Origin of the sequence: Vibrio mediterranei, assembly GCF_013364395.1 — a bacterium.
In the GTDB taxonomy this organism is placed as follows: domain Bacteria; phylum Pseudomonadota; class Gammaproteobacteria; order Enterobacterales; family Vibrionaceae; genus Vibrio; species Vibrio mediterranei.
Map to the genome: position 1 here is coordinate 574,270 of NZ_JABXGK010000001.1, position 26,405 is coordinate 600,674.

A 26,405-nucleotide genomic window follows, 5' to 3' on the forward strand; every position below is an offset into this window, starting at 1 on the left:
ACTATTGAGTAAGCATTATGTCGAGCATTGAATTTAACCCAGTAGATCACCCACATCGCCGTTATAACCCTCTCACAGCCCAATGGATCCTAGTATCGCCACACCGTGCTAAGCGCCCTTGGAGTGGTCAGAATGAAGAGGTCTCTCACGTTCAATTACCAACTTACGATGAGAAATGCTTTTTGTGTCCGACCAACGAGCGCATTTCTGGTGATGTAAACCCAGATTACAAAGGCACTTACGTGTTCGGTAACGACTTTGCGGCTTTGATGCCAGATTCTCCGGATGCTCCTGAATCAGACAATCCGTTGTTTAAAACCCAAGGGGTACGCGGTTTAAGTCGCGTTATCTGCTTCTCGCCAGACCACAGTAAAACGCTTCCTGAGCTTAGCCCCCAAGAGCTTCGTTGTGTCGTTGATACTTGGAATGAGCAAATTGAAGAATTGGGCAAAGAATACCTTTGGGTTCAAGCATTTGAAAACAAGGGTGAAGCAATGGGCTGCTCACAGCCGCACCCTCATGGCCAAATTTGGGCGAACAGCTTTCTTCCTAATGAAATTGAGCGAAAAGACCGCTTAATGCGCGAATACTATCAGCAACAAGGCTCAAACCTGCTGGTGGACTATGTCACTGCAGAGATGCAAGACGGTGCCCGTACGGTAGTAGAAACAGAGCACTGGCTTGCAGTGGTCCCATACTGGGCGGCGTGGCCTTTCGAAACTATGTTGCTCCCTAAGACGCACATTCGTCGCATGAGTGAACTTAGTGAAGAACAAAAAGACGATTTAGCGGTAGCAATTAAGAAGCTGACGTCTCGTTACGACAACTTATTTGAGTGTTCATTCCCTTATTCCATGGGTTGGCACTACGCGCCATTCTTTGATGAAGGTGAGAGCACAGAGCATTGGCAGCTGCATGCTATTTTCTACCCACCATTATTGCGCTCTGCAACCATTCGTAAGTTTATGGTGGGCTATGAAATGCTGGCCGAATCACAACGTGATTTAACCGCTGAGCAAGCAGCAGAGCGTCTAAGAGCATTGAGCGACGTTCATTACAAACAACAATAATTTAAGAATTTGATGTTGCTGCGTGCCGAACGCATTAGTTGGTACGCAAACCAACATTAGGTATTGAGAGACGAAAACATGAAAGACCTAATCCAAAACGTAGCGAACTCTTTTGAAAACGTACTTGGCTACAAGCCGACACACGTTATCCAAGCTCCTGGTCGTGTAAACCTGATTGGTGAGCATACCGACTATAACGACGGTTTTGTCCTACCGTGTGCCATTAACTATCAAACGGTAGTAGCGGCCGCTAAGCGTGACGATAATCTCGTCCGCGTTGTGTCAGTGGATTACCAGGATGCCACTGACGAATTTGATATCACTCAAGAGATTACTTTCCAACAAGACAAGATGTGGGCGAACTACATTCGCGGTGTGGTTAAGTTCTTAATGGCTCGCGGTTATCAAATTGGTGGCGCGGACATTTCTGTGTCTGGCAATGTACCGCAAGGCGCAGGTCTGAGCTCTTCTGCGGCACTAGAAGTGGTTATCGGTCAAACATTTAAAACGCTTTATAACTTAGAGATCACGCAAGCTGAAGTCGCACTTAACGGCCAGCAAGCAGAGAATGAATTTGTGGGCTGTAATTGCGGCATCATGGATCAACTTATTTCTGCTGAAGGCAAAGAAAATCACGCATTGTTGATTGACTGTCGTAGCTTAGAGACTCAAGCAGTCTCAATGCCAGAAGATATGGCGGTTGTGATTATTAACTCCAACAAAAAGCGTGGCTTAGTAGACAGTGAATACAACACTCGTCGTGAGCAATGTGAAGAAGCAGCTCGCATTTTTGGTGTGAAAGCGTTGCGTGATGTCACTATTGAGCAATTTAATGATCGTGTCTCTGAGTTGGATGAGATGGTCGCTAAACGTGCTCGTCACGTTATTACTGAAAACGATCGTACGGTTGAGGCGGCAAAAGCACTAAGTACTGGTGATATGAAGCGTATGGGTGAGCTAATGGCACAGTCTCATGCATCGATGCGCGATGATTTTGAAATCACAGTGAAAGAGATAGACACCATTGTTGATATCGTTAAAGCGGTAATCGGCGACCAAGGTGGTGTGCGTATGACTGGCGGTGGTTTCGGTGGTTGTGTGGTTTCTCTTATCCCACCAACGCTTGTAGAAGCAGTTACGACGGCTATTGCAGAGCAATATGAAGCGGCTACAGGTTTGAAAGAGTCGATTTATGTCTGCCAAGCAAAAGATGGCGCAGGAGTTGTCTCACAATGATCACCACAAGCGAGCATTTTAGTACGATTGAAGACGCTATGACCCAATCAGCGTCATTTGATGGACTGCCTGCAAAGGTGATCCACCTTAAAAATGCATCTGGTATGACGGCTTCTTTTATGGATATCGGAGCAACGTGGCTGAGTTGCTCGCTCCCCTTGCCAGGGGAACAACGTGAAGTGTTGTTACGTTCGCCAAATATGGCTGAGCACATGAGGCAAGGGGCTTATTTTGGTTCAGTGGTGGGGAGATACGCCAATCGAATTGATAAAGGGCAATTCGAGATAGGTGGCACGTCGTATCAAGTCACTTGTAATAATGGCGAAAACGCTTTGCATGGGGGTGTAGAGGGTTTTGATAAGCGTCGTTGGAGTATCGACTCGCACACTGAATCAACTCTTGTTATGTCGTTACAGTCGGAAGATGGTGATCAAGGTTTCCCTGGTACGGCTAAGGTTCAAGTTGAATACCAGCTAACTGACGATAATGCGTTGATGATTACTTATCAGGCGTCTTGTGATAAGACAACGCCGATGAACTTGACCAATCATGCGTATTTCAACCTAGCTGGCGAATCTAGCACGGCGAAGAGCACGGATCATAAACTGCAAATGTGTGCTGATGCCTATCTACCTACTAGAGAGGATTTGATCCCTCTTGGTGAGCTAAAACCGGTAGAGGGAACCAGCTTTGACTTCACAGTGCTGAAGCAAGTGGGTCGAGATTTTTTGTCGGAGCAGGACCAAATCACAGCAGGTGGTTACGATCATGCGTTTGTGTTTGACGCCAAGCTCACTGATGGCTGTGCTGTGGTGGCGACATTGGAATCCCCTGAGCAAGATGTCTTGATGGAAGTCCTGACCACCAAGCCTGCAGTGCAATTCTATTCGGGTAATTTCCTTGATGGCACACCTGGCTTAAGCCGCACTTACGATAAACTTGATGGTTTAGCTCTCGAGACCCAGTTCTTCCCTGATGGGCCAAATCGCCCAGAGTGGGGGAGCAGCAATGGTGTACTTGAAGTAGGAGAAAACTACCAACATCAAACCACCTATCGTTTCAAGTTTTAGTGTATTGGTGAAGTAACTTGCCTAGTAAAAAGTGAGCCACTGCTCACTTTTTTTATGCCTTGGTGGAAGAAGCACGAACAATCAGTTCGCCTTCGACTTTTCGTACTTGCGACAGTAACGGCTGTTCTTGGATTTGTGCAAGGATATTATCTACAGCCAGCCGACCCATGTCAGCGTAAGGCAGTTCAATAGAAGAAAGTGCTGGGAAGCTCTCTGAGGCAATTTGTTGGTTGTCATAACCAACAACTGCAATGTCTTTAGGGATTTTTAATTGACGTTCAGCAATCGCTTGGTAACAGCCCATCGCCATATAATCACTACTACAAAATATAGCTTCGGGCGGAATAGCCAAATCCAGTAAACGATTTGTTTGCTCGTAAGCTTCTTTGAGGGACCAGTTGGCCTCTAAGACGTAATCCTCGTTAGGAATAATATCCGCATCAATAAGCGCTTGTCTGTAGCCATCAATACGTTGTGTCGATGCATACATCCAACTCTCTCCAGCTAACATAGCAATTCGTCTGTAGCCTTGATTCGTTAGGTGCTTGATGGCTTTATAAGCTCCGATCATATCTGCTGGTAGGATGGATGGCGTGTTTTGCTGATCGCTCATGGTGCAATTGAGTAAAACCGTCGGTAGGTGAGTTTGTACTCTTTGCGTTGAAAGCTCACGTGTCATGCTCGATGCATAAATAAGTCCCGCATAATCACCGTTATTGATCTCTGTTTCTATTTTATTGGCGAGTATTTCATCGTGATTGTAGCTAAAGGTAATCAGTAGATAGTCGTTGTTCCACGCTTCTTCTCTCGCCGTATTGACTGCGTCTATGAAAGGATCGTAACTGGTTAGCCCATTGACGACCATAGCAATTTTCTTCGATCTTCCTAACGCGTGAGCGACCTTCTTGCTTTGATAGCCCAATTCTTTCGCAGTATCGAGAACTTTGCGCTTCGTTGCTTCTGAGATTTTTACCGTTTGAGAGCCATTGAGAACTAACGACACGGTAGGTTGTGATACGCCCGCTGCTGCAGCAATGTCACTCATAGTGATCTTTTTACTTTTCGTCATCTTGTCTCTGCCAATATTTTTATTAGCTATATATTAGCGAATTGCCTACTTAAATGCACCTTTGAAAGATCACGATCACAGAATGCTTTAATGATCCTCTAGTAGGTGTGACGCATAACACGTATTCATTGCTTTTGTCTTTAATTGAAATTATTAGTAAATATATTAGCTAATATTATTAGTTAAGTTATTAATCTTATTAATTCAAGGTGAGTAAGATGCAAAGATGGTCTGAAGAGAAAGCGTGGCAATGGCAAGAAACCCATGGTTGGTTGCGTGGCTTTAATTATTTACCTCGTACTGCTGTGAACTGGACGGAAATGTGGCAGGCAAACACTTTTGACCCTGAGATCATGGAGCAAGAACTCGAGTGGGCGGCAAGCGTGGGGTATAACACGCTAAGGACCAATCTGCCGTTTATTGTGTGGCAAGTCGATCGTGAAGGTTTACATCAAAGGATTGACCGTTTCCTTGATATTTGTGAGCGAAACAAAATAAAAGTAATGATGACTCCAATGGATGACTGCGGTTTCTCTGGTGACCATCCATATCTTGGAGAGCAGAAGTTACCTGTACCAGAGCTTCACAATAGCCAAGCAGCAGCAAGTCCAGGCCGTAATGTTGTGATGGACAAGTCTCAATGGGGAGAGGTTGAAGCGTATATTCGTGACATTATCTCAACTTACAATACCGATGAACGCATCGTTATTTGGGATTTATACAACGAGCCAACTAACCGAATGATTTTTACCACCTCTGGTGAGCTTGCTTTCGATGAAGAGATGGAGCGTTATAGTCATGAATTGATGGAAAAAGCATTCCAGTGGGCGCGTGAAGAACAACCCGTACAACCTTTGACGGTTGGTGCTTGGCACGCTCCAAGTATTCTTGACCTATCTTTGCCTCTCTATGAACACCCAACAGACCTTAAAGCGATGGAGCTATCTGACATCATCACTTTCCATGCCTATTTGCCTCTTGAACAGTTCAAACAAGCTGTCGAAATCGTTAAACAACATAACCGACCAATGATGTGTACCGAATGGTTAGCGCGTCACGCTGAGTCACATCTTCTTGAACAGCTGCCAGTGTTTCAGGCGGAACAAATCGGTTGCTATCAATGGGGGCTAGTTAAGGGCAAAACACAAACACACTTACCATGGCCTGAGATTAAGCGTAGTGATGAGAACTATGCGCAACGCTGGTTCCATGATCTGCTTGATGATGATGGCACCCCCTATGACCCAAAGGAAGTTCACTTAATTCAATCGCTAGCAATATTGGACTGAGGCTAGTGTTCGCCAGTGGCTTAAAGAAGCAACTGGCTTTACTATAATAATTCTGGATGAGTACACATTATGACTACCCTACAAAACAAACTCTCGAATAAGGAACTGATGTCCTATTTTGGATATGGCGTAGGCCAATGCTTTAGCTTTGGTCTCGTGGGTTCTTTTATCCTCTACTTTTATACTGATATTTTAGGCATTTCTCCCATCGCGGCGAGTACCATATTTCTAATTGCTCGAGTGTGGGATGCGGTGAATGACCCTATCATCGCCGGATACATGGATACCTTAGAGTCTCGCTTTGGTAAATTCAGACCCTATATGTTGTTTACGCCAATACTTATCGTATTGGTGACTATTGCGTCGTTCTACAATATAGATGCCGATACATCTACAAAAGTAATGTACGCCGGTATCACCTATATTCTTTGGGGCACGTTATACACTATTTCGGATGTTCCATTTTGGTCGATGTCTTCTGTTATGACAGATGAACCACAAGAGCGTGCAAAAGCAGCAACATGCGCAATGCTAGGTGTTAATGCGGGTATTGGCGCAACACTGGTGCTATTTCCTAAACTGAGCGCTTACTTTGCTGACGGCCGCGCGGACCAAGGCTATTTACCTGCGGTTATTGTCCTGATGGTGGCAGGTTTGCTGTTCATGTGGAATGGCTTCTATAACACCAAGGAACGAATTTCTACGGCGAGTGAGAAGGTTACACTTAAACAGACATTCCAAGCAGTGCGCAAGAATAAACCGTTGTTTTTTATTCTTGCTGCGTTCTTTATGAATGTGTTCTTTAACTTAGTTAATGGTCTGTATATTTTCTTCTTCACTTACAACATGGGTGATGCTGGACTAGTCTCACTGATCGGTACGATTACTTTAGTCAGTGCGATTGCTTGCTTAGCGACGCCAGTGTTAACGAAGCGCTTTAAGAAACGTGACATTTTTATCACGCTATGTGTATTAGAAATTATTGCACGTGTTGGTTTCTACATGACCGGTTACGATAACCCGACGGTTGTGATGTCATGGTTAGCTGTGATTACCGCTATCTTTATGATGACTAATCCCCTGATTTCAGCAATGATCGCTGACACCGTAGAGTATTCGTACTATCACAGTGGTAAGCGTACAGCGGCGATTACTTTCTCTGGTCAAACGTTTACTGGCAAATTATCTGTAGCGGTTGCTGGTGGGTTAACAGGCCTTATTTTAGCTTCGATAGGGTATGTACCTAATGCAGAGCAGACTGAGACAGCGCTTGATGGCATGTTCTTCTGTATTGCGTTATTGCCTGCACTGGGGGCGCTGATTCGAATCTTTATTATGTCGAAATACACGTTTACGGAAGATCAGCATGCAATACTTCGTGAAAAATTACAGCGTGGTGAGTTTGCTGAAGGTGTTAATGTTGAAACGGTTAACGCACAGCAAGTAACAAACTAACGAGTTGATAAGCAATAAAAAACACGGCAAAAGCCGTGTTTTTTCGTTTATGCATTGGTACCAAATTAGTTCTTACGAGCTACAGATGCTCGCTGTACCAATGTTGGTGAGTAAATCATTGGGTCGGTTTCAACCGATTCACTTTTTGATAATGCCAAAGCGATTTGCGCTGCTTTTTCGGCCATCATTTGAATTGGGTAGCGGATCGTGGTGAGTTTTGGGTGAAGGTATTTGGCAATCAGACCATCATCAAAGCCGATAATAGACATTTGATTTGGCAAGGCATATTGGTTTTCTTCAAGCACTGATAGAGAACCCGCTGCCATATTATCGTTGTAAGCCACCACAGCAGTAATTGGCAGTGATTTCGTTAGTAGATTGGTCATGGCGATTTCGCCGCCATCACTGTCTGGAGAGCCGTATTCAATATAGCTGGCGGACAGCTTTATATTATTGGCTTTGAGGGCATCTCGATAGCCTTCTAGTCGCTGATCTACGTCTTCGATATTGTGTGAAGATGCTACACAAGCAATGTTGGTATGTCCGTTACGAATGAGATGCTCGGTCGCGATATAGGCTCCTTTATAGTTATCTAGCGAGATACAACGGCCAGGGAGTTGGGGGATGTCGCGATTAATGTAGACCAAGCCTTTTACTTCTTCAGCGTATTGAATGAGTTCTTCATCAGACAAGGCTTTGGAATGTATCACCAAGGCATCACAGCGGCTGTTGATGAGCAGTTCAATTGCTTTACGCTCTTCTTCAGCATCGTGATAGCCATTGCCCACTAAGATATGTTTTCCATGTTGGTGTGCAACTTTGTCTACGGCTTTCACCATGGTGCCAAAGAATGGGTCAGACACATCACTCACCAAAACACCTACAGTATTGGTACTTTGACTGACTAAAGCTCTAGCGTTTGCATTTGGGCGGTAGCCTAACTTTTTCATTGCGCTGGTGACGGACTCTATTGATGCCGCGCTTGCTTTTGGGGACTTGTTGATTACCCGGGAAACCGTTGCTACTGAAACGCCAGCTTCCTTTGCTACGTCTTTAATCGTTGCCATTTGAAACCTCTCATTCGATATGACTTCATTAGACTCCTATCGTGTAAATATCGCAATGTAAGTTTCACAAAGTTAGACATTTTGTGATGTGTAACGCCTTGTAGATATTGAACTTGATGCCGATGTAAACGTTTCGCACTTTGAGGGAGTTATATATCGTTCTAGAACAAAAAAAAGCCCCGAGTCGGGGCTTTAAAGATAGGCGCAGGGGGCACCTTTAGGAGCTCGGGTTATGCAACAGCCATTTCTGCTTTTGCTGCACGCATTTTTTTCAAGCTGATACAAACTAGTGCTGTCACAACCGTACCTGCTGCCATACAAACTAGAGCAAGTAGAGGTTTGTTCATTGCGCCAAGTAGAGCCACAACTGGACCACCGTGTGCCACGCTGTTAGTGATACCGAATGAGAACGCCATGACTGCCGCAACCATTGAACCAACGACGTTTGCAGGAATTACTGACATTGGGTCTTGTGCAGCAAATGGGATAGCACCTTCAGAGATACCAACTAGACCCATTGCGCCAGCAGCTTTACCAGCTTCAAGTTCAGACTCTTCGAATAGGTTGAACTTACGGCCTAACACAGTCGCTAGTCCCATACCAAGTGGCGCAACTGGGATAGCACATGCCATCGCACCCATGAATTGAGTTTGACCACTTGCAATCATGCCAACAGAGAATAGGAACGCTACTTTGTTGAATGGACCACCCATATCAAAGCCAGCCATACCACCAAGTACGATACCGAGAAGAATAACGCTACCTGTACTCATGCTGATAAGCATCGCATTTAAGCTGTCCATAAGGCTTGCAATTGGCGCGCCGATAACGAAGATGAACAGTGCTGAGATGAAGAGAGAGCCAGTAATAGGTGCAATCATAATCGGCACAAGTGGTTGAATAAACTTGTGATAGTTACGAGTGACAACCCATTTGACGAAGTAACCGACAAGTAGACCAGCAACGATAGCGCCGATAAAGCCTGTACCTGCCTCAGCACCATAGAATGAACCGTTGTTTGCAATCCAGCCACCAATCAAGCCAGGGGCAAGTCCAGGGCGGTCGGCAATAGCGTAAGCAATATAACCGGATAGAACAGGAATCATTAGAGTGAACGCGACGACACCGACATCAAGTACTTTCTGCCACATGCTGCCTTCAGGGATAGCCATGCCAGCTTCGCTAGGTTGACCACCCACCGCAAGAGCCAAAGCAATCAAGAGACCACCAGTTACAACAAACGGGATCATGTGTGATACGCCGTTCATCAAGTAACGGTATAAGTCAGAACGCTTCGAAGAATTGTCTTCCGATTTGGCTGCTTTGGCATCAGCAACAAATTCAGGCGCCTCAAGCGCTTGGTTGATAACAGCTTTTGCATCGCTGATAGGGGCTTTAACGCCAGTTTCGATCAATTTCTTACCCGCGAAGCGATTCATATCCACTTGCTTGTCTGATGCGACGATGATGGCATCAGCGCGAGCAATTTCATCGGCACTTGGTGAATTTTTTACGCCGATTGAGCCATTAGTTTCTACCTTGATTTGATAACCAAGCTCGGCTGCGCCTTTTTCTAATGCTTCTGCTGCAAGGTAAGTATGTGCGACGCCCGTTGGGCAGCCTGTTACGCCGATAAGAAAGCCTTTGTTTGCTTCCAGCTGATTAGCTGGTGCTTCAGATTTAGCCAGCAGCAACTCTAACGCTTGCTGCTCTGTTTCTGCCTTTAGGAAATTCTCAATAAAACCATCTTCAATTAGTTTGGAAGATAATTCAGCAAGCACTTCAATATGATGATCAGAGCCGCCATCTGGAGAGGCGATCATGAAAAAGAGTTTTGACGGTTGACCATCTTCAGCGCCGTAGTCGATCCCAGATTGGCTCACACCAATCGCAACGGCTGGTTCAACAACCGCCTTACTTTTCGCGTGCGGTAGCGCAACACCATCTTCAAATCCGGTATTGCCAATTTCTTCACGAGCATAGATATCGGTTAGGAATTGTGCTTTATCGCTAATTCTGCCTTGAGCATGGAGCAACTGCGCCATTTCTGCGAATACTTCGTCCTTGCTCGTTGCTTTTAGATTTAGGCAGATCAGTTTTTCATTAATGAGATCCGTAATCATAATGATTGTCCTATTGACCATTGTAGGTGGAGGTTGGACTACACGATTTCTCATTTACAACATACTGACATCCCGGTAGTGGGGTGACCGATTCGCTGAGAAGTGATGTAGTCATTCGATAGGGTAATTATCGGTGGCTTTGGCAAGAAATTTTAGAGCACCATAAAGGCTTTTACTGGATTATTGTACCTATGGAATTTTAATGTGAACTGGCTCAATATTTTATATAACCCATTTTTGGTAAGTGCACAGTGTTAAACTTTTTATTTATCAATTACATATTTATTTGTTTCTAGTTGTTATTATTGTCGTAATTATCATTATGTTAGACTTGGCTAGAGCTTTGTAACCTCCTGAATGTCGCAGAAATGCATGACGCAGCTCACGAAAAGAGCTCATATTTCTATTTGGTCGCTGGAGAAATTCGCCAATGTTCCACAATTTAATTGAAACGTTAATTGCCGAAAGGGAGCATTTCAACCGAATCTGGTTTGCTGCCGATCAGCTCACGCCACCACCGTTTAGCTATCAAGTTAATTTCCCAAGGCTTGAGTTGGTAATTAGTGGAGAGTATGAGAATGAACTTGAAGATCCTGAACAGGGTATATCCTCAATCAAGGTATTATCGGGTGATGCGTTGTACATTCCTCCGAACTGCTGGAACAAACCAAATTGGCAAGGGGACTGCTCAGTATTAAGTTTGCTGTTTGGGAAGCGCCAACTAGGCTTTAGCTTGGTGAGTAAGAGACAGGGTGAAACTGGGTTTTACGATATCCAAAAACACAGTGTGCAAACACGTACGGGTCATGCCATTGACCATATTCTCGAGGCGCTCAATGCGATAGCAAGAGAGCCGAAGAAGTCCCCAATGGATGAGCACTTGCTCATGGCGTTACTTTCCTATAGCCAGTCTATGGTGTCAGAACCATCGGATAACTTACGAAGTGGCGACCTGTACCAGGGTATCTGTATTTACATTCAGGAGAATTTCCACCGCACTATTACTCGCAGTAGTATTGCGAAGAGATTTCATATTAGTCCTAATCACCTATCGAGACTGTTCCGCCAGCAAGGGCACATGACTTTAGCGGACTACATCACATGGGTGAGAATGGAACGCGCGAAGTTTATGCTGAAAAAATACGACTTTAAGCTGCAGGAAGTGGCAACACGCTGTGGCTATCAAGATGTGAATTACTTTTTTAGAGTATTTAAGTCAAGAACAGGGCAAACGCCAAGCGAGTACCGGCAGGTATTATAAGGCATTTGCCCGTTGACCTTTGACCAGCTGATGAATCAATATCGCTTTTATTGCTTCAGGCTCTCTACTGGAGGTCAGCAGTTGACAAAACTCCTCATCCAATAGCGATTTGGTGAGATGAGTAAAACTCACTAATAGCGAGCGCTCCGGAGGAGAGGGGAGTATTAGGGCAATAACCAGAGTAACGGGTCCTAGTTTAGGTGCTTGCCAATCGACAGGGTTCTCACACTTAATGACGGTCAGCGATGCTTTATCTACGTCACTAGTGAGTATGTGTGGTAATGCGATCATTTTACCCGTTGCAGTTGACGAATACTGTTCTCGTTTCAGTAAGTTCTGTGTCATCTCTGCGGAGTTAACTTGGGCTGTCAGATTAGCGACTTGCTCAAGAATGGCGGTTTTATCGTTGCTGCTATCACGAGCAAAATGGTAGTCGATTTCAAATGGTAACCGGAAGGTGCTTAATCCTCTCAATAACGATAGATTGGCGTGTTTATTGGAGCGATGAGCCGTATTCACCAACATAAAGTGTTCAGCAATAAAGTCCATCAAGACCATACAAGCAAGCTCAGCATCTGAGCCTTCAATGTGCAGCTGGCAAAGGTCATCTTGTTTGCCTGCTAGTGAAAGAATACGCAGTGGATGCTCTATATTAGCACTATCCCAGCAGGTTAAATTACGCAGAATCACCACTGAGCGAAACATGTTACTCAGTGTTTTTAATCGATTGATTTTCCATCCAGAAAACCCGTCTTCCGGTAGGACAAAGGTGATTCTACGTTCTATCAAGGTTAACCTCTAACAAGCCCCATGCAACGCTGTATAACCGAATCAACATCAGTCAGAACCTCTTCGATTGTGACGCAGTGTATTTTACTACCCGTAAATCGAGCTCGGTGCTCAACTTCAATATCGGAAGCAATGAGGACAAGATCGGCATTAGCGATATCTTGGGTGCTCAGTTGTCCTTCAATACCCATTGCACCTTGAGTCTCTACTTTGATGCCTATATTTTCTTTTTGAGCCGCTTTTCGAATAGCGTCAGCTGCCATATACGTATGAGCAATACCAGTTGGGCAAGCTGTGACCGCAACCATTTTCATTGTCTATTCTCTATATTATCAACCAGAATAAAGTGAGCGTTAGAGTACTAATTTGTCATTGATTCGTATAGCAAAGAGATCAAATTCTGGATGATTTAAATTGAACCCATATGAGTCATAATGACTTGTATTTTACCTATGTCCATTTGACTTTATTTTAAGCAATTTGGACTCGTGGTGCCCGAAATATGGGGCCTTTGTTACTTGGTATGATTTGTGCAATTACACAAATGTATGTCATTTTAAGTGAGTCGTTATGCTAAATATTACTGATAAAAAGGTTGAAGAGAAGATACCAGCTTGGCTTCGTCTTGGTTTTCGTCCTTTTTTCTTACTCGGAAGCGTTTATGCCATCTTTGCGGTGGTGGCCTGGGTCATCATGTTCCAAAAAGGTCAGCCCGAAGCGTTGCAAGTCCCCGCGTTATGGTGGCATGCCCATGAAATGATATTCGGTTTTGCGATGGCAATCGTGGTCGGTTTTGTCCTAACAGCAGTGCAGACATGGACCGGAGTTAACGGAACTAAGCATTATCGCCTATTATTGCTCGTTACACTGTGGGGGCTAACACGTGTTTTGTTTTGGACACCAGTACCGTTGTGGTTGACGTCTAGTATTGAGTCGTTGTTCATCCTGCTAGCCGCATACGAAGTGGGTTTTAGGGTTTACCAGTCAAAAGGCTGGAAGAACTTGTTTTTTGTGCCTTTGTTTTTGTTAGCTATTTTTGCCAACTTTGCCAGTTATGCCACTGTTAAAGGAATGCCTCCATTTAGTTCAAGTGCGGTATGGGGCGCGATGATCTGGTGGTTCACTATCCTGATCTCAGTAATGGGCGGTAGAGTGATTCCGTTTTTCTCTTCGCGCCGATTCCAGTTTGATAAACCCCAGCCATTAGTTTGGCTGGAGTGGCTAGCGACGCTGCCTCTGATGGGGTTATTTGTGTTGAGTTTCTTCCCGTTATCATTTGCTGTGCTGGGTAAACCGCTTATGTTGATTGCAGGGCTGTTTCAATTAGTGCGTTGGTTGCGTTGGAAGCCTTGGCTGACGCTTTCTGAACCTTTAGTTTGGTCATTAATGCTGACTTATTTATGTCTGCCATTAAGCCTGTTGTACCGAGGAATGCTAAGCGATGCTTTTGCATCACACGCTATGCTGCACTTGTTTGCGGTAGGCGCGTTAGGTGGCGTAGTTTTATCTATGATCAGTCGCGTGACGATGGGGCATACCGGTCGTGCTATCTATAAGGGCCCTAATATGACATGGGCATTTGTCGCTATTATTGTTGCAGCAGTCATTCGTAGTATTGGTGTGGCCGTGTGGCCACAGCACATGTTCCTGATGATTGATATTAGTGCGGGGCTTTGGGCCTTTGCGTTCGGTATGTATGTATACCACTTTGGCAAAATGCTAGTTACTCCAAGAGTGGATGGTCACCCGGGCTAACGTCAATTTAGTGTTCAAATAAAAAAACCAGCCGTGAGGCTGGTTTTTTTGGATTAGGTTAACTTTGACACTTAGTAAGAGTCGTTGTGAACTGCTTGAACAGCTCGACCTGAAGGATCAACACAGTTCTGGAAAGATTCATCCCATTCAAGTGCTTTTGCAGAAGAGCACGCTACCGACGGGCCACCTGGAACACATTGGGCCGCAGATTCGAGTGGGAACAGCTCTTCGAAGATTTCACGGTATGCGTAACCTTCTTTTGTTGTTGGCGTGTTGTATGGGAAGCGGAATGCTGCGGTTTCCATTTGTTGGTCAGTCACTTTCGCTTCAGCCACTTCTTTCAGTGTATCAATCCAGCTGTAACCTACACCGTCAGAGAACTGCTCTTTTTGACGCCATGCGATTGACTCTGGAAGGTAGTGTTCAAAACACTCACGCAGGATGTGTTTTTCCATCTTACCGTTGCCACACATTTTGTCTTCAGGGTTTAAGCGCATTGCTACATCGATAAACTCTTTATCTAAGAAAGGTACACGGCCTTCAACGCCCCATGCTGCAAGTGATTTGTTGGCACGTGCGCAGTCAAACATGTTCAATGCAAGCAGCTTACGAACTGTTTCTTCGTGGAACTCTTTTGCGTTTGGCGCTTTGTGGAAATACAGGTAGCCACCAAAGATCTCGTCTGCCCCTTCACCAGAAAGAACCATTTTAATACCCATTGCTTTGATCTTACGTCCCATTAGGAACATAGGCGTTGAAGCACGGATTGTGGTGACGTCATACGTTTCGATATGGTAGATAACATCGCGAATCGCATCCAAACCTTCTTGAATGGTATAGGTCATCTCGTGGTGAACGGTACCGATTTGGTCAGCCACTTCACGAGCGGCTTTGAGATCTGGAGCACCTTCGAGGCCAACTGCAAATGAGTGAAGTTGAGGCCACCATGCCGCTGACTTTTCATCGTCTTCAATACGCATTGCTGCGAAACGTTTTGCGACAGCAGAAGTGATAGAAGAGTCAAGACCACCTGAAAGTAGTACGCCATAAGGTACATCTGTCATTAGCTGACGCTTAACCGCCGCTTCTAGTGCTTCAGTCAGCTCTTCTTTGCTTGTACTGTTGCCTTGCACTGCTGCGTATTCGTTCCAGTCACGAATATAGTAACGCTGCGGCTCTGCATCTTTAGAGCCATAGTAACTGCCTGGAGGAAATTCGCTAATAGTCTTACAAACAGGAACTAGCGCTTTCATTTCTGACGCAACATAGTAGTTACCGTGTTCGTCATAGCCCTGGTAAAGCGGGATGATACCAATATGGTCACGGCCAACAAGATACTCATCTTTCTCTTCATCATAAAGGACGAAAGCGAAAATGCCGTTTAGCTCTTCTAGTAGGTCTGCACCCATGTCTTGGTATAGCGCTAGAATGACTTCACAATCTGAGTCAGTTTGGAACTCATATTTGCCTTCATAGCGAGCACGAATTTCTTTGTGGTTGTAGATTTCACCATTAACAGCAAGGATGTGTTTTTTATCTTGGCTGTAAAGTGGTTGAGCACCACTATTAAGGCCAACGATAGCCAGGCGCTCATGCGCAAGAATTGCTTTGTCTGAAGCATAGATACCAGACCAATCTGGTCCACGATGACGAAGCTTTTTAGACATCTCTAACGCGACTGGACGTAGAGCGGCTGCATCACTTTTTATGTCTAAAATGCCAAATACTGAACACATACAACTTCCTTTTAGATGAAATTTAACGCTGTTGAGTTCAATTTGCCATCTGCTCAAAAAAAAGCAACCGTGATGAACGAAAAAGATGATAAAAGTGAGGTTTGATTAAATATTTTTTAATTGAATGGCCTTTTTGGTATATGGCATTTAGATATTGGTGCTTTGATGGTCAATTAACCACAAAAAAAGCCGGATTGACCGGCTTTTAATTATGTTTGTAGAGGTTGCTATTTGAGGTTAGGTTGCAGCTGATCGCACACATGGCGTGCGAAACCACTACCTGCTTCGCTGTAGATATTAAATGCCGCATTAACACCCATTTGCTCCAACTCATCCAATTGATCTGGGTAAGCGGCGATAGCAGCAATTTGCCCTTTAAACTGCTTTTGGTGAAGTAGGTCTAACGCAGTTTGATTACCTTGATGGTGGGGCATTGCCAGCAATACCAACTTTACATGAGCTGTGTCGAGAATACGTTCCCAGAAATCAGGGTCGGTGGCATCGCCGGCTATAACATTTCTGCCTTCCTCTCGATGTTGCTTAGCGGCTTCTTCGCGCACTTCAACACCTAGGCTAACTTTTCCATATCGTTGGTAGAGCTCGTCATAAGCACCAGTGCCGATTCGTCCCATGCCAAGAATCAGAACCTGAGCTTCGCCTGGATTGATGAATTGGTCGCGGGTATTGATCTTCTCTGCTGCTTGTTCCTTTAGCCACTTCGCACTGCGCAAGTAAATGCTGTGCCCAATTCGGTTTAGAGGGGCAGAAACGATAAAGGACAACGATACGGCAATGGCTAACGCGACTAAGATGTCACCGGAAATCCAACCCAGTTTGTAAGCCAAGCCACCGACAATGAGACCGAACTCACTGAAGTTAAACAGAGTGAGTGTAGTTAGAAGGCACGTACGGACACGGAATTTAAATGCGTTGATGACCACGAAGTAAAGAATGCCTTTCAGTGGCAGTAACAAGAGGAGCAATGCACCGAGCACAAAACCTTCGATTGTAGGCTGATCAGCAAGACCAATATTGAGGAAAAAGCAGACTAAGAACAGCTCTTTTAAATTGAAAAGTGATTTTGACAGCTCAGAAGCTTTAGAATGTGAAGCTAACAGCATACCCAAGATAAGCGCACCCAAATCCGGCTTCATTCCAACCAATTCAAATAACCCTGCACCCATGACGAGTGCGAAGAAAATGCCACTTAATACGAGCATTTCGCCATGTCCGGCTTTATTTAATAGCTTGAACATGATGGGACGAAGGAGAGGAAGAGCAAATAGTCCGATGGCATACCATTCTGGGAACTTGCCTGTTGATGCTGTTAAAAAGATGACCGCGAAGATATCCTGCATAACCAGGATACCAATGGCGAGAGTGCCATAGGTAGCATTCATCTCACCTTTTTCTTGTAAGGTTTTTACTGCAAATACAGTACTTGAGAAGGAAAGAGCAAAGCCCAACAGAATAAGTTGCTCAACGTCGAGCGTAGCAAGGCTAGAAACACCCAGAATTTTCAAACCAAGTAACAAAACGGCGAACAAAAGTGTCGAAAGCAGATTATGAATGGTTGCGCCGGCCCAAATTTCTTTGGACAACAAAGTTTTAATGTCGAGCTTTAAGCCAATAGTAAACAGTAGAAGTGTCACACCAAGGTCTGCAAGAGTGGTAATGGTATCGGTCGATTCAAAACCAAAGTGATGCAGAATAAACCCAGCAAGTAGAAAACCTACTAAGGGTGGTAGTTGACATTTCAATGCGAGGAAACCCGCGATGAAGGCGACGGTTATAAGGATCAGTTCCATAGTATTTTTTATTATCTGAAGACAAAAAGACCACACCGAAGTGTGGTCACATATTCTACATAATTTATGTAAGGGTTTGTTTGTTATTTCAAAACATTTTCTCAATCTTCGAGTAGTTTTTGTAACAAAACCCCATTTAGCATGGCGCGTTTGATCATAGCGAAGGCACCCATTGTAGGTTGCTTATCGATTTCTGAAGCAACAATTGGTAGCTCTGTGTGGAATGTCGTTAATGACTGGTTTTCGACATTACGACGAATCGCTGGGAAGACAATCTCTTTTGCCATGGTAATGTCACCAGCAATAATGATTTTCTGCGGGTTGAACAGGTTAATAGTGATTGCGATGGCTTTGCCGAGCTGGTTACCCACTCGAACTAAGCTCTGTTTGGCTAACTCGTCGCCATTTAATGCGTGTGAGCAAACATCTTCAATAGTGATGTGCTCTTTTAGAGCAAGTGTTGACTCATACCCTTGTTCAATCAGCTTTTTAACGCGTTTGACAATTGCTGGGTTAGCCGCAACCGTTTCTAAGCAGCCAAAGTTGCCACATTGGCATTGTTCACCTAGCGGATCGATTTGGATGTGACCAATTTCACCCACATTGCGGTTGTGCCCTAAGAACACTTGGCCATTGACGATAATACCAGCACCAGTACCACGGTGAACACTGACCAATATGGAATCTTGGCAGTCGCGGCTTGCGCCAAAGTAATGTTCTGCCAGAGCTAAACCACGAATATCGTTACCTACAAAACACTCTACTTTGAATTGAGCACGAACTAAGTCAGCGAGCTCGAGTTTGTCGATGTCGGTATTTGGCATGTATTCAACAACACCCGTAGTCGGGTTAACCAGCCCAGGTAGGGTAATGCCAATAGCAATAAGCTGTTCGATTTTAGGGCTGTGTTCTTTTAGAAATTCGCGAAGCGATGTCACCAAGCCTTCGCTAAGTTCACTTTGATTGGTGTAGTAAAAATCATTATGGGAGAAGGCCATTTCACGGCCACCCAAATCGTAAAGAGAGAACTGCACATAATCTCGACCGAGACGTACAGCGACAGAGTGGAAAGGCTCCACAGCTGTCGTTAGAGAGATGGCTCTGCGTCCACCTGTTGAGGCTTGTTGAGCGACCTCTTTGATAAGGCCGCGCTCCAATAATTGGCGGGTAATTTTGGTAACGCTTGCAGGTGCCAGCTGGCTAACATCAGCAACTTGAATGCGAGAAATAGGCCCTTGTTGGTCTATTAAACGGTAAACCGCTGCACTGTTAAGTTGTTTTACTAAATCTACGTTACCTATTTGTCCGCCATTCATGCTCAATTTTGCTCGTATTGTCCGTTAACAATTGTGCCTTGGACATTATAATCTCTATCGAATACGGTCAAGTTAGCAATCATGCCTTTCTTAATGCGGCCAAGCTTGTCTTCTAAACCCATTGCTTTAGCAGGGTAAAGCGTCGCCATTCGTAGAGCTTCGTCCAAAGCGATACCAGCGTGTTCAACTGTGTTCTGAACCGCCTCAATCATTGTAAGTGCGCTGCCACCTAGTGTGCCGTTTTCATCCACGCACTTACCATCCTTGTAATATACTTTCTTACCGACAAAAATAAAGTAATCCATGTCAGCACCCGCTGGAGCTGTGGCGTCCGTCACTAATACTAACTTTTCACCTTTCACTTTATGCGCGATGCGAATGTTCGCATAGTCAACATGGAAACCATCGGCAATCACACCGGCGTAGACATCTGGCGTATCGTAAATAGCACCAACAACGCCCGGCTCACGACCTGTCATTGGCGTCATCGCATTAAATAAATGCGTTGCGAATGTAATGCCAGATTCAAAACCTTTACGGGCTTCTTCGTAAGTGGCATTAGTGTGGCCAATTGAGACCACAATACCTGCTTTACGTAGCTTTTCGATATGCTCTGGTGCGTTTTGTTCCGGAGCTAAGGTCACTTTTGCGACGAGGTCGCGGTTTTCACAGATAAGGTCGATCATTGCATCGTCAGATTGACGAATGAAGTCAGGGCTATGAATGCCTTTTTTCGCAACGTTTAGGTAAGGACCTTCTAGGTGTAGGCCAAGAGAGTGGTTTTGGTACTGGCTGTGGTATTCGCGAGCTGCGGTCAATGCTTGGCGCATATTGTCATCAGATGAAGTAATCAGCGTAGGTAAGAAGCTAGTACAGCCTGACTTAAGGTTAGCTCTATGCATGGTATGGATAGTGTCGGCGGTAATTTCGTCATTGAACATTACACCGCCACAGCCGTTTAGCTGCAAATCAATAAAACCCGGGCTTAGGTTTGCGCCGTTTAAATCCACGCACTTAATGTCACTTGGAAGCTCTGCATTAGGCAGAACCGACTCGATTTGGTCACCATTGATTAGCACCGCATGATTGGTGAGAACGTCACTACCCGTGAAGATCTTACAGTTAGTTAATGCATACATAGTTAGCGAATCCTTGTGTTGTATTCTCTTTAGCTCATTGCGGTTATCGAAACAGTGAAGATTCGACTTAGTTTTCTGCTTGTAGCAATGAGACGGATTTAGTAGTCAGCAAGTTTTAATTAGATAAAACAGTCAAAGTAACTTAATGATAATGAGGGAGTTATTGTTATTTTATGTGTAGTCATTACATTGGAAAAGTTGATTCCAATCGCAAAATAATCGCTACTTAGTGCAACTCTCTCAGGCAAAATCCTACTTAGATTTTGCTATTTTTTCGTATGATAAAATAAGTTTTATGATCTAGCTAGCAAAAAGCCTCTATTTTGGCAAAAACTGGTGATTATGATCACAAATGGTGAGGTTTTAATTTGCGGAGCAAAATTAATTTCATAAACTGAATAGGACTAAATTGAACGGCTAAAATAAGTCGTCCAACAAAATTCAAATCCTATAGGGGGAACTTAAGGTGAATATGCTAGGATATGCACAGAAGCTAGGTAAAGCGTTAATGCTACCTATCGCAACGCTTCCGATTGCGGCGCTTCTACTACGTTTGGGTCAAGGCGACCTTTTAGACATTCCATTTATGGCGCAAGCTGGTGGAGCGATTTTCGGTCAACTGCCTCTGCTATTCGGTCTAGGTATTGCGATTGGTCTTTCTAAAGACGGTAACGGTGCAGCAGGTCTTGCTGGTGCAGTTGCTTACTTCGTTCTAACTGCGACAGCAACAACAATCAACGCTGACGTTAACATGTCATTCTTCGGTGGTATCTTCGCAGGTATCATTGCAGGTCACTCTTACAACGCATTCCATGCGACTCGTCTTCCAGAATGGTTGGCATTCTTCGCAGGTAAGCGTCTAGTTCCTATCATGGCTGGTCTATTTGCTCTAGTAGCAGGTGCGATCTCAGGTGTGGTTTGGCCTAGCATCCAAGGTGGTCTTGACGCTCTAGCACACGCAGTATCAACTTCTGGCGCAATTGGTCAGTTCGTTTATGGTACGCTTAACCGTGCACTTATCCCTGTAGGTCTTCACCACGTTCTTAACTCATACTTCTGGTTCGGTATGGGTACGTGTCAAGAAGTTCTAGTTACTGGCGCTCAAGCTGCTGGTCAAGCGCTTCCTTCTCTACAGCAGCTTTGTGTAGACCCAGCTCTTGCTAAGACTCTAGTAGCTGGTCAAGCTCATACATTCGAGTTTGCTAACTCTGTAACTCCTGAAATCACAGCAACAGTTAAAGAAGTTACTGAAACAGTGAAAACTGGTGACCTACACCGCTTCTTCGGCGGCGATAAGAGCGCTGGTGTATTCATGAACGGCTTCTTCCCTGTAATGATGTTTGGTCTACCAGGTGCAGCACTAGCAATGTACCTAGCAGCACCTGCTGAGAAACGCAGCCAAGTTGGTGGTGCACTATTCTCTGTAGCATTCTGTTCATTCCTAACTGGTATCACAGAGCCACTAGAGTTCATGTTTGTATTCCTAGCACCTGCACTATATGCAATGCACGCAGTATTTACTGGTCTAGCTCTAGTTGTTGCTAACATGTTTGGTACGCTACACGGCTTCGGCTTCTCTGCTGGTCTAATCGACTTCGTATTGAACTGGGGTCTAGCTACGAAACCATTCACACTACTACTAATCGGTCTAGGCTTCGGTGCTCTATACTTCTTCACATTCAGCTTCGCAATCCGCGCTTTCAACCTGAAGTCGCCTGGTCGTGAAGACGATGATGTAGAAGTAGAAGTTGACGGTGACGTGAAAAACGGTGACCTAGCTCGCCAATACCTAAAAGCCCTAGGTGGTCACGATAACCTAACTTCAATCGATGCTTGTATCACACGTCTACGTCTAACGCTTAAAGACCGCTCTGTTGCTGACGAAGCTGTACTTAAAAAGCTAGGTGCGAAAGGTGTAGTGAAACTAGGTGAAAATAACCTACAAGTTATCCTAGGCCCTCTAGCTGAAATCATTGCCGGTGAAATGAAGTCTATCGGTGCTGGTGAAGACTTATCAGAAGTAAAACTTCCATAGTCTAGCTACTCATTGATTTCCATAGTAAAGCCTCTCATTTGAGAGGCTTTTTTTATGCCTCTTTTCTTCTGCTTTTTCACCGTTCAAGTTTCAGTACTAAAATAATCTTGTGAAAATGCGAGTTCTTGTTGAGGTTTCGCAAGGAATTGTGGATCATTAGCGTTTATATATCTGACAATACTTAAAACATAGAGGTGTTATAGATGAGTGAAGCTGAGGCTCGTCCATCGAACTTTATTCGCCAAATCATTGATAAAGATTTAGCGGATGGCAAGCATACTAGCGTGCATACTCGTTTTCCGCCGGAGCCAAATGGTTACCTGCATATCGGTCACGCAAAATCTATTTGTTTAAACTTCGGTATTGCTCAGGACTATCAGGGACAATGTAATCTTCGTTTTGATGATACAAACCCTGAAAAAGAAGACGTTGAATACGTTGAGTCGATTAAGAATGATGTAAGCTGGTTAGGCTTTGAGTGGTCTGGTGACGTGTGTTATTCATCAAACTACTTCGAAAAGCTTTACGAGTATGCGGTTGAATTGATTAATAAAGGCTTAGCGTATGTTGACGAGCTAAGTCCAGAGCAGATCCGCGAGTATCGAGGAACGCTTACCGCACCTGGTAAACCAAGCCCATATCGTGATCGTTCAGTTGAAGAGAACTTAGCGCTATTCGAAAAAATGCGTGATGGCGGCTTCGAAGAGGGTACAGCTTGTCTTCGTGCCAAGATCGACATGAGTTCATCATTTATGGTTATGCGCGATCCTGTGCTTTATCGTGTTCGTTTCGCTCACCACCATCAAACAGGTGACAAGTGGTGCATTTATCCGATGTATGACTTCACTCACTGTATTTCAGATGCGCTTGAGGGCATTACCCACTCGCTATGTACGTTAGAGTTCCAAGATAACCGTCGCTTGTACGACTGGGTTCTTGAAAACATCACTATTGATTGCCAACCGCATCAGTATGAGTTCAGTCGTCTGAACTTGGAATACACAGTGATGTCAAAGCGTAAGCTTAACCAACTGGTGACTGAGAAACTGGTTAACGGCTGGGATGACCCGCGTATGCCAACGATTTCTGGTTTGCGTCGTCGTGGATTTACGCCTGCTTCAATTCGTGAATTCTGCAAACGTATCGGTGTGACAAAACAAGAGAACATGATCGAGTTTGGTTCTCTAGAGTCATGCGTTCGCGATGATTTGAATGAGAACGCTCCTCGTGCAATGGCTGTTTTAGATCCTGTGAAAATTGTGATCGAAAACTACCAAGGTGAAGGTGAAACCTTATCAATTGCAAATCACCCGAATAAACCAGAAATGGGTACACGTGAAGTACCATTTACTCGTGAAGTTTGGATTGAACGTGAAGATTTCCGCGAAGAAGCCAACAAGAAGTATAAGCGTCTTGTTTTAGGTAAAGAAGTTCGTTTACGTGGTGCTTATGTGATCAAAGCAGAGCGCATTGAGAAAGACGAAGCTGGCAATATTACTACGATTTTCTGTAGTTACGATGCTGATACGCTAGGTAAAAATCCAGCTGACGGTCGTAAAGTGAAAGGCGTTATTCACTGGGTATCAGCGGATAAAGGTCTACCTGCTGAGATTCGCCTGTATGATCGCTTGTTTACTGTTGCTAACCCTGCGGCGGCGGATAACTTTGCTGAAACCATCAATCCAGAGTCTCTAGTTGTGTCAAAGGGCTTTGTAGAGCCAAGTTTGGCAGCAGCAGATGCTTCTCAAGGTTACCAATTTGAGCGTATGGGTTACTTCTGTGCGGACATCAAAGACTCTAGTGCTGAATCTTTGGTTTTCAACCGTACCGTTGGTCTACGTGACACTTGGGCTAAGGTCGAAGCAAAATAATCACTTTAAGCCTCTCTTTTCTGAGAGGGGCTTTAGATACTAAAAAACCAGCCACAATGGCTGGTTTTTTTAATTCTACCCATTTAGCGTGTTAACGAGGTTCGTGCGCTTTAGGGTTATCTTTGCATGCACCACCAATGCACTTACCATAGAGGTAAAGGCTGTGGTTGGTGAGTTCGATATTATAACGAGCTGCAATCTCTTTTTGACGAGTTTCAATCACATCGTCAGAGAACTCGATAACCTCACCACAATCTAGGCACACAAGGTGATCATGATGGTGCTGAGTAGAAAGCTCAAATACCGATTTACCACCTTCGAAGTGATGGCGTGTAACAATACCCGCATCATCAAATTGGTTTAGAACACGGTAAACCGTAGCTAAACCGATCTCTTCTCCAAGGTCGATGAGCTTCTTGTACAGATCTTCTGCACTGATATGTTGGTACTCTGGCTTCTGCAGTACTTCTAAAATTTTTAGTCGCGGCAGCGTGACTTTCAGTCCCGCGTCTTTAAGTGCCTTATTGTTGTCTGACATAAACTTTCCTGTAATGATCTGCAGCAATAAACAGATTTCAGTAATCTATTCATTATAGGGTACTACAGCGTAACAATAAACCTCGAACTTCAAAGGGTTACTAAGTATTAACATAGAAGGCGAACAATGTCACTTTACAAACACGTCTGACCAGTTACAATTCGTTTACATATGAAGTTGGATTGCGAGTTATGGATAAACGATTAGCGAAAATTTATAAACCCAAATACGTGAAGTTTGCATTGAACATCTGGCCACCTTTTTGGGGAGCCGGGATAAAAATCACTGAGATCAGTGAGGATTTTCGTTCAGTTAAAGTGCGGTTAAAACTGAAGTGGTGGAACAAAAATGCCAATCGTTCCCAGTTTGGCGGCAGTATTTTCGCTATGACTGATCCTATCTATTCGTTGATGTTGATGGGAATTCTTCGCGAGCAATATTATGTTTGGGATAAAGAAGCCAGTATCGATTTTATCAAGCCAGGTTTTTCTGACTTAAATGCTGAGTTTGTGGTGAGCCAAGATATGTTGGACGGCATTCTACACAGTACGGCAACAGGGGATAAGTGCTTTCCAGAGTTTGTCACCCACATTCACAACCAGCATGGTGAGGTCGTCGCCACCATTCAACGTAAACTTTATATCCGTAAGAAGCCTAAATACCGCGCAGAAACAGAAAATGATACTACGTCGGTGCAAGCTTAGTTTTTGCCAGTAGTACACAACACGGTTATGGTTTGGTTTATTATTAACTGAATTAATGATGTAGTGAGGTGTCAGTGAAGCGTTTAGTCATTTTAGGTTTAACAGTGCTCTTTAGCGGCACTGTACTTTCAGAAACCTTAACACCTGAAATTTTGAGACAGCTCAACGACGATCTTGCTCATATTAAATTTAAGCAAGTTGACCCTAAAATCACAATCTCTGATATGCATCTTGCGCTCAATGATGGGATTTTGTTTAGAACGACCACATATCGATATGCGGGAGACCCTGAAACAGAATCAATGACTACCTGGATGCTAGAGGCGATGACTCAGCAAGTCTGTCAGCAACTGATGCCTATACTTAATGGACGGTTTAGTAATGTTAGCCAAATTGCTGCAACAGAGTCGATTGAGTTTGAAACAGGCCAAATTGCTTCAAAAACCCGAATTTGTAGTACTTCTGATACACAATCAAAATAAAAAAACCTCCGAAATGGAGGTTTTTTTGCATTCACTTTGGCGAGTGAATTAATCTTCTAGCTCAGCTAAGCACATTTCTTCATAAAGTTGCTTAGTCCAGTTAGATACGCGCTCATCAGTTAGTTCTGGCTGGCGGTCTTCGTCGATACACAGGCCAACGAATTGTGACTCATCGCCTTCAACAAGTGCTTTAGAAGCTTCAAACTCGTACCCTTCAGTTGGTGTGTAACCAATGATAGTACCGCCTTTTGCTTCAACGATGTCACGTACTGTACCCATAGCATCACAGAAGTACTCTGCGTAGTCTTCTTGGTCACCACAGCCAAAGATAGCAACAAGCTTAGTTGAGAAGTCAATGCCTTCTAGCTCTGGGAAGAAATCATCCCAATCTGCTTGAGCTTCGCCGTAATACCAAGTTGGGATACCTAAAAGCAGTAAATCGAAGTTGTCGATATCTTCTTTGCTGCTTTTTGCAATGTCTTGAACGTGAACGAGCTGTTTACCCAATTGTTTTTGGATCATCTTTGCAATAGCTTCTGTGTTGCCAGTATCGCTACCAAAGAATAGACCTACACTTGCCATAGATTCAGTA

Annotated in this window: 22 protein-coding genes; 11 read left to right on the forward strand and 11 right to left on the reverse strand. The window is 44.3% G+C overall.

Annotated elements, in window-relative coordinates:
• Window positions 1-17 precede the first annotated feature (17 nt).
• The 3 genes from galT to galM all read left to right on the forward strand — a co-directional run bounded on the left by galT (window position 18) and on the right by galM (window position 3,376).
• Window positions 18-1,070: a galactose-1-phosphate uridylyltransferase gene (gene galT, locus HOP38_RS02835; protein WP_198557386.1), complete on the forward strand. Its 1,053-nt coding sequence runs from the start codon at window positions 18-20 to the stop codon at window positions 1,068-1,070.
• Between the two features lie 78 nt (window positions 1,071-1,148).
• The gene (gene galK, locus HOP38_RS02840) at window positions 1,149-2,306 is read left to right on the forward strand and encodes a galactokinase (RefSeq protein WP_006071924.1); all 1,158 of its coding nucleotides are present in this window, start codon (window positions 1,149-1,151) and stop codon (window positions 2,304-2,306) included.
• Entirely contained in the window at window positions 2,303-3,376 is a 1,074-nt protein-coding gene (gene galM, locus HOP38_RS02845; protein WP_198557387.1) for a galactose-1-epimerase, read from the forward strand. Before galK ends, galM begins: the two co-directional genes overlap by 4 nt.
• Before the next feature lie 52 nt (window positions 3,377-3,428).
• Here the strand turns inward: galM and HOP38_RS02850 are convergent, their stop codons facing one another.
• The gene (locus tag HOP38_RS02850) at window positions 3,429-4,445 is read right to left on the reverse strand and encodes a LacI family DNA-binding transcriptional regulator (RefSeq protein ID WP_198557388.1); all 1,017 of its coding nucleotides are present in this window, start codon (window positions 4,443-4,445) and stop codon (window positions 3,429-3,431) included.
• Window positions 4,446-4,663: 218 nt separating this feature from the next.
• On the opposite strand from HOP38_RS02850, the gene HOP38_RS02855 reads away from it, so the two are divergent.
• Together HOP38_RS02855 and HOP38_RS02860 are read left to right on the forward strand one after the other, a co-directional pair.
• Window positions 4,664-5,734, forward strand: a complete 1,071-nt coding sequence (locus tag HOP38_RS02855; RefSeq protein ID WP_198557389.1) for a cellulase family glycosylhydrolase — start codon at window positions 4,664-4,666, stop codon at window positions 5,732-5,734.
• A 69-nt stretch (window positions 5,735-5,803) separates the two neighbouring features.
• Window positions 5,804-7,189 carry an MFS transporter gene (locus HOP38_RS02860; RefSeq protein WP_242456501.1) on the forward strand — a complete coding sequence of 462 codons (1,386 nt, stop codon included), beginning with the start codon at window positions 5,804-5,806 and terminating at the stop codon, window positions 7,187-7,189.
• A gap of 65 nt (window positions 7,190-7,254) precedes the next feature.
• Here the strand turns inward: HOP38_RS02860 and HOP38_RS02865 are convergent, their stop codons facing one another.
• Both HOP38_RS02865 and HOP38_RS02870 read right to left on the reverse strand, forming a co-directional pair.
• Window positions 7,255-8,256 (reverse strand): substrate-binding domain-containing protein, encoded by a 1,002-nt coding sequence (locus tag HOP38_RS02865; RefSeq protein ID WP_006071916.1) that lies wholly within the window; start codon window positions 8,254-8,256, stop codon window positions 7,255-7,257.
• Between the two features lie 230 nt (window positions 8,257-8,486).
• Window positions 8,487-10,379 (reverse strand): PTS fructose transporter subunit IIABC, encoded by a 1,893-nt coding sequence (locus HOP38_RS02870; RefSeq protein WP_038225452.1) that lies wholly within the window; start codon window positions 10,377-10,379, stop codon window positions 8,487-8,489.
• Between the two features lie 430 nt (window positions 10,380-10,809).
• Here HOP38_RS02870 and HOP38_RS02875 point away from each other — a divergent pair, with 430 nt between their 5' ends.
• Entirely contained in the window at window positions 10,810-11,640 is an 831-nt protein-coding gene (locus HOP38_RS02875) for a helix-turn-helix transcriptional regulator (RefSeq protein WP_006071913.1), read from the forward strand.
• Here HOP38_RS02875 and HOP38_RS02880 read toward each other — a convergent pair.
• Window positions 11,635-12,429, reverse strand: a complete 795-nt coding sequence (locus HOP38_RS02880) for a PTS sugar transporter subunit IIA (RefSeq protein WP_038222491.1) — start codon at window positions 12,427-12,429, stop codon at window positions 11,635-11,637. The two genes, HOP38_RS02875 and HOP38_RS02880, sit on opposite strands and share 6 nt — an antisense overlap.
• Window positions 12,430-12,431: 2 nt before the next feature.
• On the reverse strand, window positions 12,432-12,743 hold the full coding sequence (locus HOP38_RS02885) for a PTS fructose transporter subunit IIB (protein WP_038225448.1): 312 nt from the start codon (window positions 12,741-12,743) through the stop codon (window positions 12,432-12,434).
• Between the two features lie 256 nt (window positions 12,744-12,999).
• Here HOP38_RS02885 and HOP38_RS02890 point away from each other — a divergent pair, with 256 nt between their 5' ends.
• A complete protein-coding gene (locus HOP38_RS02890) occupies window positions 13,000-14,184 on the forward strand; it encodes an NnrS family protein (protein WP_198557390.1) in 1,185 nt (394 codons plus the stop codon).
• 71 nt (window positions 14,185-14,255) lie between these two features.
• Here HOP38_RS02890 and asnB read toward each other — a convergent pair whose 3' ends face one another.
• The 4 genes from asnB to nagA all read right to left on the reverse strand — a co-directional run bounded on the left by asnB (window position 14,256) and on the right by nagA (window position 20,183).
• The gene (asnB, locus tag HOP38_RS02895; RefSeq protein WP_006071905.1) at window positions 14,256-15,920 is read right to left on the reverse strand and encodes an asparagine synthase B; all 1,665 of its coding nucleotides are present in this window, start codon (window positions 15,918-15,920) and stop codon (window positions 14,256-14,258) included.
• 227 nt (window positions 15,921-16,147) lie between these two features.
• Window positions 16,148-17,728, reverse strand: coding sequence for a cation:proton antiporter family protein (locus tag HOP38_RS02900; RefSeq protein ID WP_038225443.1), 1,581 nt, complete (start codon window positions 17,726-17,728; stop codon window positions 16,148-16,150).
• A gap of 101 nt (window positions 17,729-17,829) precedes the next feature.
• Entirely contained in the window at window positions 17,830-19,044 is a 1,215-nt protein-coding gene (gene nagC, locus HOP38_RS02905; protein WP_006071900.1) for a DNA-binding transcriptional regulator NagC, read from the reverse strand.
• Between the two features lie 2 nt (window positions 19,045-19,046).
• Entirely contained in the window at window positions 19,047-20,183 is a 1,137-nt protein-coding gene (gene nagA / locus HOP38_RS02910) for an N-acetylglucosamine-6-phosphate deacetylase (RefSeq protein ID WP_198557391.1), read from the reverse strand.
• 466 nt (window positions 20,184-20,649) lie between these two features.
• Between nagA and nagE the strand changes: the two genes are divergently transcribed.
• Both nagE and glnS read left to right on the forward strand, forming a co-directional pair.
• Entirely contained in the window at window positions 20,650-22,218 is a 1,569-nt protein-coding gene (gene nagE, locus HOP38_RS02915) for an N-acetylglucosamine-specific PTS transporter subunit IIBC (protein ID WP_038222489.1), read from the forward strand.
• 203 nt (window positions 22,219-22,421) lie between these two features.
• On the forward strand, window positions 22,422-24,089 hold the full coding sequence (gene glnS / locus HOP38_RS02920) for a glutamine--tRNA ligase (RefSeq protein ID WP_198557392.1): 1,668 nt from the start codon (window positions 22,422-22,424) through the stop codon (window positions 24,087-24,089).
• 91 nt (window positions 24,090-24,180) lie between these two features.
• On the opposite strand, the gene fcrX is transcribed toward glnS, so the two are convergent.
• A complete protein-coding gene (gene fcrX / locus HOP38_RS02925) occupies window positions 24,181-24,627 on the reverse strand; it encodes a ferric iron uptake transcriptional regulator FcrX (protein WP_006071894.1) in 447 nt (148 codons plus the stop codon).
• A gap of 191 nt (window positions 24,628-24,818) precedes the next feature.
• On the opposite strand from fcrX, the gene HOP38_RS02930 reads away from it, so the two are divergent.
• Together HOP38_RS02930 and HOP38_RS02935 are read left to right on the forward strand one after the other, a co-directional pair.
• The gene (locus HOP38_RS02930) at window positions 24,819-25,331 is read left to right on the forward strand and encodes a DUF4442 domain-containing protein (RefSeq protein WP_006071893.1); all 513 of its coding nucleotides are present in this window, start codon (window positions 24,819-24,821) and stop codon (window positions 25,329-25,331) included.
• Window positions 25,332-25,405: 74 nt separating this feature from the next.
• Window positions 25,406-25,813, forward strand: a complete 408-nt coding sequence (locus HOP38_RS02935) for a hypothetical protein (protein WP_198557393.1) — start codon at window positions 25,406-25,408, stop codon at window positions 25,811-25,813.
• Window positions 25,814-25,861: 48 nt separating this feature from the next.
• Here the strand turns inward: HOP38_RS02935 and fldA are convergent, their stop codons facing one another.
• On the reverse strand, window positions 25,862-26,395 hold the full coding sequence (fldA, locus tag HOP38_RS02940; protein WP_006075773.1) for a flavodoxin FldA: 534 nt from the start codon (window positions 26,393-26,395) through the stop codon (window positions 25,862-25,864).
• Between the last annotated feature and the right edge of the window lie 10 nt (window positions 26,396-26,405).

Bases quoted from the DNA above. Each gene is read 5' to 3' on its own strand.
- galT (WP_198557386.1), top strand. From the start codon at position 18: ATGTCGAGCATTGAATTTAACCCAGTAGATCACCCACATCGCCGTTAT.
- galK (WP_006071924.1), top strand. From the start codon at position 1,149: ATGAAAGACCTAATCCAAAACGTAGCGAACTCTTTTGAAAACGTACTT.
- galM (WP_198557387.1), top strand. From the start codon at position 2,303: ATGATCACCACAAGCGAGCATTTTAGTACGATTGAAGACGCTATGACC.
- HOP38_RS02850 (WP_198557388.1), bottom strand. From the start codon at position 4,445: ATGACGAAAAGTAAAAAGATCACTATGAGTGACATTGCTGCAGCAGCG.
- HOP38_RS02855 (WP_198557389.1), top strand. From the start codon at position 4,664: ATGCAAAGATGGTCTGAAGAGAAAGCGTGGCAATGGCAAGAAACCCAT.
- HOP38_RS02860 (WP_242456501.1), top strand. From the start codon at position 5,804: ATGACTACCCTACAAAACAAACTCTCGAATAAGGAACTGATGTCCTAT.
- HOP38_RS02865 (WP_006071916.1), bottom strand. From the start codon at position 8,256: ATGGCAACGATTAAAGACGTAGCAAAGGAAGCTGGCGTTTCAGTAGCA.
- HOP38_RS02870 (WP_038225452.1), bottom strand. From the start codon at position 10,379: ATGATTACGGATCTCATTAATGAAAAACTGATCTGCCTAAATCTAAAA.
- HOP38_RS02875 (WP_006071913.1), top strand. From the start codon at position 10,810: ATGTTCCACAATTTAATTGAAACGTTAATTGCCGAAAGGGAGCATTTC.
- HOP38_RS02885 (WP_038225448.1), bottom strand. From the start codon at position 12,743: ATGAAAATGGTTGCGGTCACAGCTTGCCCAACTGGTATTGCTCATACG.
- HOP38_RS02890 (WP_198557390.1), top strand. From the start codon at position 13,000: ATGCTAAATATTACTGATAAAAAGGTTGAAGAGAAGATACCAGCTTGG.
- asnB (WP_006071905.1), bottom strand. From the start codon at position 15,920: ATGTGTTCAGTATTTGGCATTTTAGACATAAAAAGTGATGCAGCCGCT.
- HOP38_RS02900 (WP_038225443.1), bottom strand. From the start codon at position 17,728: ATGGAACTGATCCTTATAACCGTCGCCTTCATCGCGGGTTTCCTCGCA.
- nagC (WP_006071900.1), bottom strand. From the start codon at position 19,044: ATGAATGGCGGACAAATAGGTAACGTAGATTTAGTAAAACAACTTAAC.
- nagA (WP_198557391.1), bottom strand. From the start codon at position 20,183: ATGTATGCATTAACTAACTGTAAGATCTTCACGGGTAGTGACGTTCTC.
- glnS (WP_198557392.1), top strand. From the start codon at position 22,422: ATGAGTGAAGCTGAGGCTCGTCCATCGAACTTTATTCGCCAAATCATT.
- fcrX (WP_006071894.1), bottom strand. From the start codon at position 24,627: ATGTCAGACAACAATAAGGCACTTAAAGACGCGGGACTGAAAGTCACG.
- HOP38_RS02930 (WP_006071893.1), top strand. From the start codon at position 24,819: ATGGATAAACGATTAGCGAAAATTTATAAACCCAAATACGTGAAGTTT.
- fldA (WP_006075773.1), bottom strand. From the start codon at position 26,395: ATGGCAAGTGTAGGTCTATTCTTTGGTAGCGATACTGGCAACACAGAA.